Annotated in this window: 10 protein-coding genes; 6 read left to right on the plus strand and 4 right to left on the minus strand. The window is 75.8% G+C overall.

Features of this window, described 5'->3' with window-relative positions:
* Positions 1–118 precede the first annotated feature (118 nt).
* Positions 119–1,177: a cation diffusion facilitator family transporter gene (locus tag ADK52_RS28145; RefSeq protein ID WP_053692655.1), complete on the minus strand. Its 1,059-nt coding sequence runs from the start codon at positions 1,175–1,177 to the stop codon at positions 119–121.
* Positions 1,178–1,338: 161 nt separating this feature from the next.
* Between ADK52_RS28145 and ADK52_RS28150 the strand changes: the two genes are divergently transcribed.
* The 3 genes from ADK52_RS28150 to ADK52_RS28160 are packed head-to-tail and all read left to right on the plus strand — an operon-like array spanning position 1,339 to position 5,354.
* The gene (locus tag ADK52_RS28150; protein ID WP_053692656.1) at positions 1,339–3,744 is read left to right on the plus strand and encodes an FHA domain-containing protein; all 2,406 of its coding nucleotides are present in this window, start codon (positions 1,339–1,341) and stop codon (positions 3,742–3,744) included.
* A 6-nt stretch (positions 3,745–3,750) separates the two neighbouring features.
* Positions 3,751–4,407: a hypothetical protein gene (locus ADK52_RS28155; protein WP_053692657.1), complete on the plus strand. Its 657-nt coding sequence runs from the start codon at positions 3,751–3,753 to the stop codon at positions 4,405–4,407.
* A complete protein-coding gene (locus ADK52_RS28160) occupies positions 4,407–5,354 on the plus strand; it encodes a serine/threonine-protein kinase (RefSeq protein WP_053692658.1) in 948 nt (315 codons plus the stop codon). The genes ADK52_RS28155 and ADK52_RS28160 overlap by 1 nt, the downstream gene beginning before the upstream one ends.
* A gap of 16 nt (positions 5,355–5,370) precedes the next feature.
* On the opposite strand, the gene ADK52_RS28165 is transcribed toward ADK52_RS28160, so the two are convergent.
* Entirely contained in the window at positions 5,371–6,681 is a 1,311-nt protein-coding gene (locus ADK52_RS28165; protein WP_420714941.1) for a streptophobe family protein, read from the minus strand.
* Between the two features lie 98 nt (positions 6,682–6,779).
* Between ADK52_RS28165 and ADK52_RS28170 the strand changes: the two genes are divergently transcribed.
* Together ADK52_RS28170 and ADK52_RS28175 are read left to right on the plus strand one after the other, a co-directional pair.
* Positions 6,780–8,051, plus strand: coding sequence for a DUF6777 domain-containing protein (locus tag ADK52_RS28170; RefSeq protein ID WP_078988668.1), 1,272 nt, complete (start codon positions 6,780–6,782; stop codon positions 8,049–8,051).
* 53 nt (positions 8,052–8,104) lie between these two features.
* Positions 8,105–10,174 carry a SpoIIE family protein phosphatase gene (locus ADK52_RS28175; protein WP_053692660.1) on the plus strand — a complete coding sequence of 690 codons (2,070 nt, stop codon included), beginning with the start codon at positions 8,105–8,107 and terminating at the stop codon, positions 10,172–10,174.
* Between the two features lie 61 nt (positions 10,175–10,235).
* On the opposite strand, the gene ADK52_RS28180 is transcribed toward ADK52_RS28175, so the two are convergent.
* The gene (locus ADK52_RS28180; RefSeq protein WP_234344284.1) at positions 10,236–11,237 is read right to left on the minus strand and encodes a DUF4328 domain-containing protein; all 1,002 of its coding nucleotides are present in this window, start codon (positions 11,235–11,237) and stop codon (positions 10,236–10,238) included.
* 200 nt (positions 11,238–11,437) lie between these two features.
* On the opposite strand from ADK52_RS28180, the gene ADK52_RS28185 reads away from it, so the two are divergent.
* Complete coding sequence (locus tag ADK52_RS28185) at positions 11,438–14,140, plus strand: phosphodiester glycosidase family protein (protein ID WP_053692662.1); 2,703 nt, start codon at positions 11,438–11,440, stop codon at positions 14,138–14,140.
* Between the two features lie 17 nt (positions 14,141–14,157).
* Here the strand turns inward: ADK52_RS28185 and ADK52_RS28190 are convergent, their stop codons facing one another.
* Positions 14,158–16,128 carry an ABC transporter permease gene (locus ADK52_RS28190; protein WP_053692663.1) on the minus strand — a complete coding sequence of 657 codons (1,971 nt, stop codon included), beginning with the start codon at positions 16,126–16,128 and terminating at the stop codon, positions 14,158–14,160.
* Between the last annotated feature and the right edge of the window lie 100 nt (positions 16,129–16,228).

The raw sequence follows: 16,228 nt of genomic DNA on the forward strand, positions 1-16,228 counted from the left end.
AGTCGGGGGTGCCAGGGGTGTCGGGGGAGCCGGCGTGCCCGGTGGCCGTGCGGAACAGGAGCAGTCCGGCGCTGCGCTTCTGCGTCATGCGTCCATGTATGCCCCGCGCACGGACTCCTCAGTGATCGTGCGGGCCCTGCCGGTGCACCGGGCCGTGCGCGTCGGCGCAATGCGGGTCGGCCGGGTCCTCGCCCGGGCGTCCGACCGTGAGCAGGGCCTCCTGCACGTGGTCCACCTGGAGCGTGGTGTGCGTGATCCCGTACTCCTTCTCCAGCAGCCGCTCCAGGTCGCGCCGTACGGCATGGCAGTCGCCGGCCGGTTCGACCAGGACGTGCGCGGACAGCGCCGCCTGCCCGGAGGTGATGGTCCAGATGTGCAGGTCGTGCACCTCGGTGACCGGCGGGTGCCCGACGAGCCGGTCGCCGACCGCGTCCGGGTCCATGTGGGCCGGGGCGGCCTCCAGGAAGATCCGGCCGGATTCGCGGACCAGCCCGTAGCCCGCCCGGACCATCAGCACCACGACCACCAGCGTGGCGATCGCGTCGGCCTGGACGAATCCCGTGGTGAGCACGATCAGACCGGCGACGGCGGTGCCGATGAAGGCGAACAGGTCGTTCAGGATGTGCTGGTAGGCGCCCTCGACGGCGAGCGAGGAGCGGTTCGCCTTGGAGATGCACCACGCGGCGGCCACGTTCACCACGATGCCCGCGAGCGCCGTCACGAGGACCAGCCCGCCCGCCACCGGCGGCGGATCGAGCAGCCGCCGGACCGCTTCGTACGCCAGCCAGAGCGCGAGCAGGAGCAGGGTCAGCCCGTTGGCCTGGGCGGAGAGTATCTCCGCGCGCTTGAGGCCGTACGTGAATCCGCCGCGCGCCGGGCGGGCCGCGAGCCGCATGGCGATCAGCGCGAGGACGATCGAGACGGCGTCGGTGAGCATGTGGGCGGCGTCGGAGATCAGCGCCAGCGACTGGGCCACGATGCCGATGACGACCTCGATCGCCATGAACGTGCCGATGAGGCCGAGCGCGATGGCCAGCCAGCGGCGGTCGGCGTCCGCGGAGACGCCGTGGCTGTGCCCGCCGTGCCCGCCCTGCCCGCCGTGATCGTGGCCGGCGGCGTGATCGTGCCCGTGGTCGTGCGGCGCGTGGCCGTCGTACGCGTGGTCGTGCCCACTCATGGCGTCCCCCGTGTGTTCGGTTCCGACGCGTGAAGTGAAGCGCACCGTGACGCAATGGGCAAAGGCTGCAACGGGGACCGTTGTCATTACCCATAAGGGGACGCTGACCTGCGGTGATGCGGATCCCTGCCGAGCCCGGCGGATCGTGGGAAAATCTGCACATGGCCCAGCGCCCCGGTGTGCCGACCGCGCCCGAGCTCGTCCTGGAAACCGACGCCGGCACCACCGCGATGGTCCCGGGCCGGACGTACCACGTCGGCCGCGACCCGCTCTGCGAGATCTGCCTCGACGACGCGCGCGTCTCGTGGCACCACGCGATCCTGCGTCCCGACGGCGACCACTGGACGGTGGAGGACGAGGGCAGCACCAACGGCACCTGGGCCGACGGCCACCGCATCCACGCCTGGAACGTCGGCGCCGGCAGTGAGCTGCGCTTCGGCAGCGCGGCCGACGGCCCGCGCGCCCTGCTGCTCGGCCCGACCCCGGCCGTCCCGGTCACCCCTGCCTCCCCGGCCACCCCGGCGGTCCCGGCCGCACCGGCCGCCGGTTCCCGACCGTCCTCGGTGTCCCACCCGTCCCTCACCGGTACCTTCCGCCGGCCCACCACCGTGCGCCCGCTGCCCGCCCGTACCGCCGTGCGCATCGGCCGCGCCCCCGCCAACGACCTCGTCATCGACGACCTCGTCGTCTCCCGCCGCCACGCCGAACTGCGCGCCCTCGCCGACGGCACGTACGAGATCGCCGACCTCGGCAGCCACAACGGCACCTTCCTCAACGGCACCCGCACCGAGCGCGCCCCCGTCACCGAGGGCGACATCATCGGCATCGGCCACACCGCCCTGTGCCTGGTCGGCGACCAGCTCCAGGAGTACGTCGACACCGGCGAGATCTCCCTCGACGTCGAGGACCTCGCCGTCACCGTCGACCACGGCCGCAAGACCCTCCTCGACCACGTCTCCTTCCCCGTCGGCGCCAAATGCCTGCTCGCCGTCGTCGGCCCCAGCGGAGCCGGCAAGTCCACCCTCCTCGGAGCCCTCACCGGACTGCGCCCCGCCGACCACGGCACGGTCCTCTACGACGGCCGCGACCTGTACCGCGACTACGCCGAACTGCGCAGCCGCATCGGCCTCGTCCCCCAGGACGACATCCTGCACGCCCAGCTCACCGTCCGCCGCGCCCTCACGTACGCCGCCGAACTGCGCTTCCCGCAGGACACCGCCCCGGACGAACGCCAGGCCCGCGTCGACGAGGTGATCGGCGAACTCGGCCTCGAACAGCGCGCCGACCAGCCCATCCACAGCCTCTCCGGCGGCCAGCGCAAACGCGTCTCCGTCGCCCTCGAACTGCTGACCAAGCCCTCCCTGCTCTTCCTGGACGAGCCGACCTCAGGACTCGACCCCGGCATGGACCGCTCGGTCATGCACATGCTGCGCGGCCTCGCCGACGACGGCCGCACCGTCATCGTCGTCACCCACAGCGTGCTCAGCCTCGACGTCTGCGACCGGCTGCTGGTCCTCGCCCCGGGCGGGCGCATCGCCTACTTCGGGCCGCCCGACGAAACCCTCGGCTTCTTCGGCTTCGCCCAGTGGCCCGAGGCCTTCGAAGCCTTCGAGAACGAGCGGGACCGGGACTGGGCGGGGGAGTACCGCGGCTCCCCGCAGTACCGCACGTACGTACGCAACGCCGCGCGGCGGCCCCGGCCGGAGGAGGACCGGTCCCCGGCGGCCGCCTTCGCCGCCCCGCCGCCCAAGGCCCAGAGCTGGGGCTCCCAGCTCTCCACCCTGATGCGCCGCTACGCCGCCGCGCTCAGCGCCGACCGCACCTTCCTCGCCATCATGATCGCGCTGCCGTTCGTCATGGGCGCCATGGCCCGGGCCCTCGCCGGCAGCGCCCTCACCCCGGAGACCGCGATCAACGCCCTGCTCATCCTGTGCGTGGGCGGCGTGCTGACCGGCGCCGCCAACGCCGTGCGCGAGCTGGTCAAGGAACGCGTCATCTACCAGCGGGAACGGGCCGTGGGCCTGTCCAGATCCGCCTACCTGATGTCCAAGGTGCTGGTGCTCGGCGCGATCACCGTCGCCCAGGCCGTCGTGCTCACCCTGGTCGGCCTGTACGGAGTGGACACCAACGCCCCCGGCGGCAAGGGGGTCTTCATGCCGCCCCTCGTCGAAATCACCCTCGCCGTCGCCCTGCTGTCCTTCACCGCGATGATGCTCGGCCTGCTGGTCTCCGCCCTGGTCCGCAAGGAGGAGGTCACCATGCCGCTGCTGGTCCTCCTCGCCATCGTCCAAGTGGTCTTCTGCGGAGCCCTGCTCCAGCTCGACGGCGTACCGGTGATCGGACAGCTGGCCTGGCTGGTGCCCTCCCGGTGGGCGCTCGGCGCCATGGCCGGCACCATCGACCTCGGCGCCATCGTGCCGGGAAAGCTCACCGACGACCCGCTCTTCGCGCACAGCGCGGGCGTGTGGCTGCTCGACCTCGGGATGCTCGTCGCCCTGTCCGTCCTGTTCGGGGTGCTGGTCCTGCGGCTGCTGCGCCGCCACGAGCCCGCGATCATGCGGAAGTAGCCGCCGATGACAAGCACGAGCGGCCCCGCCGACTTCCACCCCACCCACGTGGTCCCCCGGGAGGGGCTGCCCGCCTGGGAGGAGCCCGACCTCTCCCGGCCGACCGCGGCCCTGGACCCCTTCCTGCCCGTACGACTGCTGTCCCGGCGCGGGGAGTGGGGGGAGATCCTGTGCGCCAACGGCTGGTCCGCCTGGGTGGACGGGCGGCTCCTGGTCTCCGTACCCGAGCCGCCGCCGACCGGGGGCCCGCCGCCGACGCGCGCCGGGGACCCGCTGCCGCTGCTCGCGCACGGGGCCGAGGCCCTGGAGCGCTACCGGCGGGCCGCAACGGGCCTCGCCTCGGGGAGCACCGACGGCGAGGCCTTCCGGCGGGCGACCCGGGGACTGCGGGCCGGCATCGTGATCGACGGGGAATCCGTCTGGCTGTACGAGGAGGCCACCGGGCGCTGGATGTACGGGGACGGCACCGGCCTCGCGCCGTACGCGGTCGGCGAGGGCCCCGGGGTCCCGGCCGGGCCGGAGCCGCCCGAGCCGCAGGAACGGCCGCAGCCGTCGGAGTCGCGCGGGCAGCCGGAGCCGTCGGAACCGTCGGAACCGCCGGAACCGTCGCTCGGACACGAGCCCACGCAGATCGTCACCCCGCCCGGGAGCGGAGGGCCGTGATGGCCGCCGAGCCCTTGGGCGGGCGCCCCTCCGAACTGCGCGGCAAGCAGATCGCCGGGTACCTGGTGGAGAGCGAGATCGGCCGCGGCGGCATGGCGGTCGTCTACCTCGCCCGGGACCTGCGGCTGGACCGGCCGGTCGCCCTGAAGCTGCTGGCGCCCGAACTCGCCCGCAACGACGTCTTCCGGCAGCGCTTCGCCCACGAGTCGAAGGTCGCCGCGGCGATCGACCACCCGCACATCGTGCCGGTCTTCGAGGCGGGCGAGACCGACGGGCTGCTGTACATCGCGATGCGGTACGTCCCCGGACAGGACCTGCGCGCCCTGCTGGACCGCACCGGGCCGCTGCCGGTGGAGACCGCGGCCCGGATCGCGGGCCAGGTGGCCTCGGCGCTGGACGCGGCGCACGCCCACGACCTGGTGCACCGGGACGTGAAACCGGGGAACATCCTGGTCGCGGAGGGGACGGACAGCGAGCACCCCGAGCACGTGTACCTGACGGACTTCGGGCTGACGAAGAAGTCGCTGTCGCTGACCGGGTTCACGAGCGTCGGGCAGTTCGTCGGCACCCTGGACTACGTGGCGCCCGAGCAGATCTCCGGCAAGCCGGTCGACGCCCGCTGCGACGTCTACAGCCTGGGCTGCGTCGTCTACGAGACCCTGACCGGGAGCCCGCCGTTCCGGCGGGACGACGACATGGCGCTGCTGTGGGCGCACCAGTTCGATCCGCCGCCCGCGGTGAGCTCACGGCGGCCCGGCCTGCCGGCGGCGGTGGACGAGGTGCTCGCCAAGGCGCTGGCCAAATCACCGGACGACCGGTGGGGCAGCTGCCTGGAGTTCACGGGGGCGCTGCGCCGGGCCGGAGCGCGGGCGGCTCGGCCGCCCGGCGCCCCACCCCCGCCACCGCGCTGGGCGCTGCCGGTGTTCCGGGGCGAGGAAGCCGGCTGAACCGGCTGAGGTCCGCTCACTTCTCAGCGGCGGCGGGCGGCTCCTCGACGAGACCGCGGCGGTGGACCGGGCGGGCCAGCAGCGCGCCCAGGAAACCCGCGAGTGCACCCCAGACCAGGGCGAGACCCACGGTGCGCCAGAGCACCGGAAGCAGCTCCACGATGCCGCCCAGCCCGCCGACGTCCCCGATGCCCAGCAGCGACAGCCCGAACCGGGCCTGGACACCGGCCAGCAGGCACACCGCCAGGGTGGCGAGGGCGAGGGCCACGCCCAGGTGGAGCGCGTGCTGCCAGGCGCGGACGCCGGCCGGGGAGCGTACGGCGGCCAGGAAGCCGGTGCCGAGCAGCAGCACCGCGGCGACGACCACCAGCCACCAGGCGCGGGAGTCCCGCTCCGCGAGCGAGGCCACGTCGACCCGGGACAGGTCGTGCCCGCGCAACACCTCGTCCAGCAGCTGCGGCATCGGCAGCCCGAACGGCCCCTCGACCTTGCCCTCCCAGGCTCCGCCGAACCCCAGGGTGAGCGCGAACCAGGCGAGGTTCGGCAGTCCGAGCAGGATCACGGCGAAGGTCCGGTCCGCGTGCCCCTGCGTCGCGGCCACCACCAGGCCGACGCCGAGGCCGAGGACCACGGACGCGAGGAGCAGCGCCACGGTGGCGAACGCGGCGGGCCGCACCGCCGTGTGGAAGCGGACGAGCCGGGCCGGGAGCGGCGCGCGGCGCGAGACCAGCAGGGCGATCAGCAACAGGCCCAGGATCCACAGCAGTCCGCAGCCCAGCGTCGCGGGCAGGGCCGCCCGGAAGCCGACCGTCGGGGAGGCGTCGAGGAGTTCGCCGAGGTCGGCCACCGGGGAGTCGCCGGTGGCGATCCCGAAGGTCTGGCGGGCGAGGAGGGCGGCGCCGGTGAGGGCGAGCAGCCAGAGCAGGACCAGCGGGCCGGCCCGGGCCAGGAGCTCGCCCGGCCGGGTCACCGCCCGGTTGTGCAGGGGGCGCAGGAAGAGCGAGCCGACCGTGAGGGCCCCGACGAGGCTCACCGACAGCGGGAGTACGGACAGGCTCGCGTCGGCCTCGGCCAGGAAGCCCGCCCCGCCCGTCACCTCGATCGATCCGCCGGCCGCCATCACGACGACCGCCGCGACCACCCGGGGGAACGCGCCGCCCGGCAGGCCGGTCGCTCCCGCGCAGGCCAGACCGGCCGCGGCGACGGCGGCCATCACCGCGAAGCCCGCCACGACGGCGACGAGGGCGTCCCGCCACGCCCGCGCCGAGACCCCGGAGGCCGAGAGCGGCGGTGCCGGACCCGGTGACGACGGACTGCTCACGCTCACGCTGCAACCGTAGGCACGCTCGGCTTGCGGCCACCACCGGGACGACGCACACAATGGTCCGCAGGGACCGGAACTCCGCCGCCTGGGAAGAAGAGCCCGTGACCACGCAACCTTCCGGCCCCGGCCAGGAGCCGCAGCGGCCCACGCAGTCCTCCCGGCCGCCGGGCCCGCGCCCCACCGGTCCGCCGTCCGGCCCCCTCTCGGGCGGGCGGCAGGGCCCGCCACCCACTCCGCCGGCCCCGCCGACACCGCCACCCGGGGGTACGCCGCCCGGGGGTACGCCTCCAGGGGGTACGCCGCCCGGGCCACCCGCGAAGGGGCCCTGGTGGCGGTCCGTACCCCGGCTGGCCACCGCACTCGTCGCGGTGGCCGGCGCCGTGGTCCTGGCCGTGGTGCTGACCCGGCCCGGCGGCTCCCCCTCCGCCCGCGGCGAGGTGTTCCTCCAGCCCGCCTCCGCCACCGGCCCCGCCCCCTTCACGGAGTCCACCGCCGTGCAGGAGGCCGTACCGCCGCCGCAGAGCCCGGCGCCGTCGGCGCAGAGCGCCGCGCCCGGCACCGGAACCCCCACCACGCCCAGCATCAGCGGTTCGGCGCCGGGCCTGTACGGGGGCACCCGGTCCGTGGCGAGCTGCGACGTCGAGAAGCAGATCCGGCTGCTGTCCGCCCAGCCCGCGAAGAACGGGGCCTTCGCCTCGGCGCTCGGCATCCGGCCCGAGTCCGTACCCGGCTACCTGCGCGCGCTCACCCCGGTGCAGCTGCGCACCGACACCCGGGTCACCAACCACGGCTACCACGACGGGAAGGCCACCGGCTTCCAGGCGGTGCTCCAGGCGGGAACGGCGGTGCTGATCGACGACCGGGGGGTGCCGCGGGTGCGGTGCGCCTGCGGCAACCCGCTCGGGGCCCCGGTCGCGCTGGCCGCCGACCCGAAGCGGCACGGGCAGCCGTGGAGCTCGTACCAGCCGTCGAAGGTGGTGGCCATCGCGCCGTCGGTGACGGTGGTCGAGAAGTTCGTGATCTACGACCGCCAGGACCGGCACTGGTTCGAGCGGGACCGGGGCGACCACCGGGGCCGGCACGACAAGCCCGTGCCGCCGCCGGTGCTCCCGCCCGCGCCGGTCACCCCGTCGCACCCCGCTCCCGCGACCACCGCGGGGTCCCCGACCCCGCCCACCCCCTCGGCCTCCCCGGCCGAGTCGGCGTCCGGGTCCTCGCCCCCGCCGCCGTCCCCGCCCGCATCGCCGCCCTCGTCCCGGCCCCCGTCCGAGCCGGCGTCCGAGCCGCCCTCGAAGCCCGCGTCCGGGCCCGCGTCCGCGCCCCCGCCGGGGAACCCGCCCGAGACCGGCACACCCTCCGCCCACGCCGGCTGACCACCGGGCGGCTTGTGCGGGCACGCGTCCGGGAACGGTGAGACCCTGGCAGCATGGCCGAAAGGGGAGCGAGCCCCGAGGTCGACTGGCCCGCGCAGCCGGACATGAGCCTCGCGCTGAACCGCATGGGCACCTTCGACTGGGACCTCGACAGCGGGCAGATGCATCTGGACCCCACCGCCCTCGAGGTCCTCGACCTGAGCCCGGAGGAGTTCAACGGCACCCCCGAGGGGCTGCGGGTGCGGGTGCCGCCCGGCGAGGAGGTCCGGCTCGACGCACGGGTCGCCCAAGCCCTCAAGGACGGCCGCAGCCACTACGGGGCGTACGTACGGACCCGCCTGCGCGACGGAACCCCGGTCTGGACCCACATCCAGGGCCACATCCTGCGCGAGGCCAACGGCCGCCCGTACCGGATCATCGGGATCCTGCGCGACGCCGCCCACGACCCCGGCGAGCCCGGCGCCGGCGGGGAGCAGGCCGAGGGGCGGCGCCGGATGACCGGCGTCGTCGAGCGGACCAGCGCGATCCTGGCCCACGCCCGCACCGTCAACGACGTGACCGACGTCCTCAAGGACCCGGAAGCCCTCGGCCACCTCGGTGCGGTCAGCGTCATGCTCGGCGTCGTCGACGGCGGCCGGATCCACCTCGTCGCCGAGGGGCAGCTCGGCTCGTACGTCCCCGAGATCGAGTACACCCGGATCGACGCGCGGCTCCCGATGAGCGAGGCCGTACGCAACCTCCAGCCGGTGTTCATCGCCTCGCGCGAGGAGTTCCAGGGGCACTACCCGCAGCTCTGGCCGTACATCGAGCCGCTGTCCGTGCGCAGCGGCGTCTACCTGCCGCTGATCGCCCAGGGCCGGGCCGTCGGCGCGCTCGGGCTGCTGTACACGCGCGACGGGGACTTCACCGCCGAGGAGCGGAACCTGCTCGTCGCACTCGGCAGCGGCATCGCGCAGAGCCTCCAGCGGGCCATCCTCTTCGAGCAGGAGCACGACCTGGCGGAAGGCCTGCAGCGGGCGATGCTGCCGCGCCGGATCCCGGAGGTGGCGGGCGCGCGGATCGCCGTACGGTACCGGGCCGCCCGGATGGGGCGGGACATCGGCGGGGACTGGTACGACGTGGTCCCGCTCGGCGAGGGCCGCGTCGGGGTGATGATCGGCGATGTGGAGGGGCACGACACGGACGCGGCGGCGGTCATGGGCCAGCTGCGGATCGTCCTGCGGGCGTATGTCGCCGAGGGGCACACCCCCGGTACGGCCATGGCGCGGGCCTCGACCTTCCTGCGGGAGCTGGACACGGACCGGTACGCCACCTGTACGTACGCCGAGGTGGACCTGAACACCGGCAGGCTCCAGCTGGTCCGCGCCGGCCACCTCGAACCGGTGGTGCGGCGCGGCGACGGCAGCTGCCACCGCATCGCGGTGGCCGGCGGACTCCCGCTCGGGCTCCCGCCGCGCGACAACCCGGGAGCCGGCTCCGGCTACCCCGTCACCAGCCTCGAACTGCACCCCGGGGACACCCTGGTGCTGTGTACGGACGGCCTGCTCGAACGGCCGGACGGCGCCCCCGAGGCAGGGATGCACGAGCTCATGGAGGCGGTCCGCGCCGGGCCCGTGGACGTCGAGGAGCTCGCCGACGTCCTGTGCGACCTCGTCGGGGACGCGGGCGTCGGCGACGACATGGCCCTGCTCCTGCTGCGCCGCCGCGGAACCCCCGCCCCGCGCGGCGGCGGCCCGCTGCGCCTGCCGCTCACCCCGGGCGACCCCGACGGCCCGGCGATGGCGCGCCACCTGATCCGCGCGGCGGTGGCCGCGTGGGGCGCCGCGGACCGGGCGGACGAGATCGAACTGGCGGCGGACGAGCTGATGACCAACGCCCTCGTGCACACCGACGGCGGCGGCCACGTCAACGTACGGCTGACCCCGGAGGGCCGGATCCGGATCGAGGTCGAGGACGCCAGCAGCGCCCTGCCGCGCCGGCGCGAGGCGGGCGACTGGGCGGTGTCGGGGCGCGGCCTGCTGCTGGTGGACCGGCTGGCCGAGGAATGGGGCGTGGAGCCCCGGGGCGGCGGGAAGAGCGTGTGGTGCGAGTTCGCCGTACCGGGGCACGCGGCGGCGCCGTGACGCGGCGGCGCCGTGACGCGCGGGGGCGCCGTGACGCGCGGGGTCGCCGCCCGGCGGCGGGTCAGACCGCGGCGTAGGGACCCTGCTCCGCCTTCGCGGTCTGCATGGCCGTCAGCTTGCGGACGAAGACGATGGCGAGGACGGCGGCGGCGACCGTCACCAGGTCGTTGACCGTCCCGACGGCGGACGCGTCGCGCAGGGCCTCGGGGGTGTCGGCGCGCTTGTACATCAAGCTGAACACCCGGTCGAGCACGAGCGAGGAGGCCCACAGGGCCCACCAGGCGTTGAGGGGTGCGGCCGAGACCTCGCGGAAGGAGCCGTCGGGCCCGAGCTGGGTGCTGGCGGTCCAGGTCTGCTTGGCGATCCGGAACGGCAGGAAGAGGTTGCCGATCGGGACGAACCAACCGCCGATGGCCCAGCCGCGCTTCTGGACGAAGGCGTCGGGGCGCATGATCTCGCCGTTCACACGCACGCGGTGGAACCAGATGATGAAGACGACGGCCGTGGCCAGCATGATCAGGGCCTGGAGGGAGCCGGCGACGGCGGTCATGACGTCCGACCGGTCGAGCGTGCCCGCGGCGACGTCCGCCGGGTCGGCGCTCACGCGGTTCATGAGCGTGAAGACGTACCCGCTGATGGCCGCCGAGCCCAGGTTGACCGCGGCCGCGACGCCCAGCAGCGCGCACACCGCGACCGCCAGGCCGCGCGGGGAGCGCAGCACGTCGGCGGGGGGCCACGGAGCGGCGTACGGCATGCCGGGGTACGCGCCGCCGGGGTACCCGGGCTGGGGCGGGCCGGCGTAGGGCTGTCCGGGGTACGGCTGTCCGGCGTACGGCTGTCCCGGGTAGGGCTGAGCCGGGTACGACGGTGCCGGGTGGGCCTGAGCCGGGTACGGCTGCGGCGCCGCCGACGGCGCGGCGGGCGGCTGCTCCGGCGACGGGGCCGCTGCCGGAGCCGGTACTGAGGCTGCGGCCTCGGCCGGGACTTCGGCCGGGGCCGGGGCTTCGGACGGGGGCTGAGCCGGAGGTGGAGTCGGCGGGACCTGCGGCTCGTTCAAGGACATGCGGTGCGTACCCCCCACGGGAACATGCGACGGAGATGCTGATGCCCGCTGACCTGCGGCGGGCACGCTCGAACCTTGCCAGCCCGGCATCCGGCGGCCAAATCCTTTCTGCGGGGCCGAACGACCGGCGAATGGCTGAAACCGCGGGGCACGGGCGGCCGTGCCCGCCCGGGGCGGGCCGAGTGGCCGATCCTGCCTGGGTGCTGAGCCTGCGTCCGCTGCTGCCCGTCCTGGTCGCCGCCGCCCTCGTCGCCCCCGCCCCCGCCCCCGCGCTCGCCTCCGGTGGGGACTCCGACGGGATCGAGACCGCCCGGAGCGGCCGGCAGATCGCCCCGGGCATCCGGCTGGAGTCGTACGACCGGCTGGAGGCCGACCGCTGGCTGCGGATCGACGAGCTCCTCGTCGACCTCGGCGGGAGCGGCGGGGTGCGCGCCGAGTACCTGGGCGGCCACGGCCCGGCCACCGTCGCCGAGTCCGCCGCCCGCCACCCCGCGGGGCCCGGGCGGCGCGTGGTCGCCGCCGTGAACGGCGACTTCTTCGACATCCGGGGTACGGGCGCGCCGCTCGGCCCCGGCCTGGGCGCCGGCCGGCTGCTCCACTCCGCGGTCCCGGGGCCCGCCGCGGCCCCGGCCGTCGGGTTCGGCGCCGACGGCGGGGGCCGCGTCCTGCGCCTCGGCCTCGACGGGAGCGTCACCCTGCCCGGCGGGGCGGTGCGCCCGCTGACCGGCTACAACGCGGCCCGGCCGGCCGCCGAGGGGCTGTCCGCGTACACCGCCGACTGGCCGGGGACGGAACTGCCCGCGCTGGGTACCGCCGTGGCGGTCCGGGACGGCCGGGTCACGGCGGCCGCCCCGCCCGTACGGGGCCCGGCGCGCCGGGAGCGTCCGGAACCCGGGACCACACTGCTGGCGGCGGCCGCCGGGGGTGCCGCGGCCGCCGAACTCGCCGCCCTGCGGCCCGGGGACGCCGTGGCCGTAGCCGCCCGGGCCGTCCCGGGCGCCGGACCGGTCCCGGTGGCGGCCGTCGGCGGGCGCGAGGCCCTCGTCGTGGCCGGTGTCCCGCAGAACCACGACGGCGAACCGAACAACACCGCCGCCCCGCGCACGGCCGTCGGGTTCTCGCGCGACGGGCGGCGGCTGCGGATCCTCACCGTGGACGGCCGCCAGCGGGACAGCGGCGGCCTCACCCTGACCGCGCTGGGCGCGATGATGCAGCGGCTCGGCGCGTACGAGGCCCTGAACCTCGACGGCGGCGGCTCCTCCACGCTGCTCGCGGGGCTGAGCGGGGCGAAGGCCCTGGCGTTGGAGAACTCCCCGTCGGACGGGCCGCCGCGGCCCGTGCCGAACGGGTTGGTCCTCACGGCCCCGGCGGGATCCGGCCGGACCGCCGGGTACCGGATCGAGCCCGTCGGCGGTACGGCCGAGGAGTTCACCCGGGTCTTCCCCGGGCTCATCCGGACCCTCTCGGCCACGGGGTACGACGCGCTGCTGGGTCCGGCTCCGGGCGCGCCGGTGTGGTTCGCCGAGGGAGCCGGCAGGGTCGATTCCGCCGGGGTGTTCCGCGCCGTGCGCCCCGGCCGTGCGACGGCGCACGCCCGGCGCACGACCGCGCACGGCGCGCTGCCGCTTGAGGTGCTCGGCCCGCTGACCCGGATCCGGCCCGCGCAGGCCCGGATCGGGCTCGCGGAGCAGGGGGAGAAGGCGGGGTTCCGGCTGACCGGATACGACGCGCAGGGCGCGGCCGCCGTCGTGGAACCCCGGGACGTGGCCTTGGAGTTCGACCGGTCCCGGTGGAGCGTCGCCGATGACGGCCGGGGCGGCTTCACCGTCACCGCCCTCGTCCCCCAGGCCACGGGCCACCTCCGCGTCACGGTCCGGGCGGCCGGCGGATCGCCGGGCGCGGCCGCCGACATCCCGCTCGGTGTCGGGCTGGTGACCCTGCCGCTCGCTGATCTGGCCGACGCCGGGGAGTGGACCGGAGCGGGCGCTTCGGTGGCCCCGGGGCATCCCGGGGCCGGACTCGCCCTGGAACTGCCCCGCGCCGGGGCGCAGGGGAACGCCGCTCCGCCGCGGCCCGTACCCGTGCCGGAGCTGGCCCGTTCGCTCACGCTCTGGGTCGGCGCGGACGGCTCCGGGGCCCGGCCCGCCGTGGAACTGGCCGACGCGGACGGGGCCGCCGTCACGGTGCGCGGGCCCGCCGCGGACTGGACCGGCTGGCGGGAGGTCACCCTTCCGCTCCCGGCCACCGCACAGCCGCCGCTGACCGTGACCCGGCTCTCGGCGGTCGGGGGGACCGGCCCCGGACGGCTCGCGCTCGACACGCTCGGCGCCCGGACCCCGCCGACGGGACCCGCCGCCGTGCCCGTGGTCCGGGACCCGGTCGTGGCCGGCGAGGCCGTGGTCCGGGCGCGGCCCTGGCGCTTCGCCATCGGGGCCGGGGCCGGGGACGGATCCGGGGACGGGTCCGGATCCGGGGACGCCGGCGCCGATTTCGTGCTGACCGGCGTCGACCGGCCGGAGTTCGTGCACCGCGGCGTGCGGTTCCTGTCGCTCGACACCGCCGAGCCCACCTTGGCGGGAGGCGGTCTGTACCGGATGCGGGCCCTGCGCGAGGCTCTGGCGGCCGCCGCCCGGGAGCCGGACACGGGCGCGCTGGCCGTCGTACGGGCGTACGCGCCGGGCACCGTGGACCGCAAGGAAGCGGCCCTGACGGGGCGTCTGCTCGCCGGGTTCCGGCGCACCACCGGCAAACGGGCCGCCCTCCTCACCCTCGGCGCCCCGGAGTTCGCGGCCGGCCGCTCCGAGGGCGTCCTGTCGGTGGCCGCCCCGCGCACCGGCCGGACCCTGGTCGGCGTCGACGCCTTCGCGCCGGGGGACTGGCTCGCGGTCCGGTACGCGCCCTGAACCCGTACGGGTACGGGTCAGAGCTCCACGAGCGTGACCTCGGTCGCCTTCACGCTGGTCCACACCTTCGAGCCGTCGACCAGGCCCAGTTCGGCGGCCGCCTCCGGGGTGATCTCCGCGACCAGGTCGGGGGCCTCGGCCGAACCGACCAGCACGCGCAGCCGGCTGCCGACCGCGGTGATCTCGCGCACCGAGCCCTGCCAGACGTTGCGCGGGCTGCCCGCCGGGCGGTCGCGGTGCACGGACACCGCCTCCGGGCCGATGATCGCCAGCGCACTGGACCCCTCGGGCAGCGCCTCCGCCACCACCAGCCGGCCCCCGGCGGCGAGTACGAGGCCGTCGGCCGACGCCGTCCCGGACCAGGCGTTGCGGCCGAGCATCCGGGCCACCCAGGGGGAGCGGGGGTGGCGGGTGACCTCGGCGGGCGGGGCGTCCTGGAGGGTGCGCCCGTCGGCGAGGACGAGGACCCGGTCGGCGAGCGAGACCGCCTCGACGGGGTCGTGCGTGACGATGAGGCAGACTCCGCCGAAACCGGCCAGGTGGGTGCGCAGGGTGTGCCGGACCCGGGCCCGCGTGGTCTGGTCGAGGGCGGCGAGCGGTTCGTCGAGGAGCAGCAGGCGGGGCCGGGCGGCCAGCGCGCGGGCCAGGGCGACGCGCTGGGCCTGGCCGCCGGAGAGCTGCGCGGGCTTGCGGGCGGCGAGGTGGCCGACGCCGAGCCGGTCCAGCCACAGCTGGGCCTCGCGGCGGGCCTCGGCGCGCGGTACCCGGCGGGCGCGCAGCCCGTACGCGGTGTTGGCCAGCGCGTTCAGGTGCGGGAACAGCGCGCCGTCCTGCGGGACCCAGGCCACCTGGCGCTTGTGCGGGGGCAGCGCGGTGACGTCGGTGTCGCCGAGCCGGAGTTCGGCGTGGGCGCGCGGGGTGAGGCCGAGCAGCGCGCGCAGCAGGGTGGTCTTGCCGGCGCCGTTCTCGCCGACGACGGCGATGGTGGTGCCGGGATCGGCGTCCAGGGTGAGCTCGTTGAAGCCCGTGACGGTGGCGTGCAGCGGCCAGTGGCCGCCGTCGCCCTCGGGGGCGGCGGCCAGGCCGGCCGGCAGCTCCGCCGGCACCGGCGCGCCCGGCGTCCCCTCGGGTCCGGGCGCCGCGGCCGCCGCCTCGTCCGGCGCCGCAGGGGCCGCGGCGGGCCTGGCGGCGACCGGGGAGGCGGTCCAGCGGCCGCGCAGGGCGATCAGTACGGCCATGGCGATCACGAGCAGCAGCAGCGACACGGAGGTGGCGGCTTCCGGCTCGTCCTGGAGCAGCAGGTACACCTGGAGCGGCAGGGTCTGGGTGGTGCCGGGCAGGTTGCCCGCGAAGGTGATGGTCGCGCCGAACTCGCCGAGCGCGCGGGCCCAGGTGAGGGCGGCACCCGCGATCAGGCCGGGCGCCACCATCGGCAGGGTCACGGTGAAGAACACCCGGACCGGCGAGGCGCCGAGGGAGGCGGCGGTCTCCTCGTAGCTCTGCTTGAGGCCGCCGAGCGCGCCCTCCAGGCTGATGACGAGGAAGGGCATGGCGACGAAGGTGGCTGCCACGACGGCCCCCGACGTGTGGAACGGCAGAGTGATCCCGAACGTGTCCTCCAGCCAGGGCCCGAGCAGCCCGCGCCGGCCGAAGCCCAGCAGCAGCGCCACGCCGCCGACGGTCGGCGGCAGCACCATGGGGAGCAGCACCAACGAGCGGACGAACGCCTTCCCCTTGAACGGGACACGGGACAGCAGCCAGGCCAGCGGCACACCGAGGAGCAGTGAGAGGACGAGCGCCCACAGGGAGACGAGGAGCGAGAGGCGCAGCGCCTGGACCACACCCGGACTGGTGAGGTGGGTGCCGAGCTCGCCCCACTCGGTGCGGGTGAGGATGCCGATGAGGGGCAGCAGCAGGAACGCGACGGCGAGCAGCGCGGGGAGCGCCAGGGTCACGGGGGGCCGGGTGCGGGTGCGGTGTCTGCTCATGTGGATTCCTGGCTGAAGCGTACGGGGGCCGGTGGCCGGGGGCTGGTCCGAGGAGTACGGCGAGTGCGGGAGTCGGCGGGGGATACGCCGAAAGGGACCG

The organism is Streptomyces sp. WM6372 (genome assembly GCF_001279655.1).
In the GTDB taxonomy this organism is placed as follows: domain Bacteria; phylum Actinomycetota; class Actinomycetes; order Streptomycetales; family Streptomycetaceae; genus Streptomyces.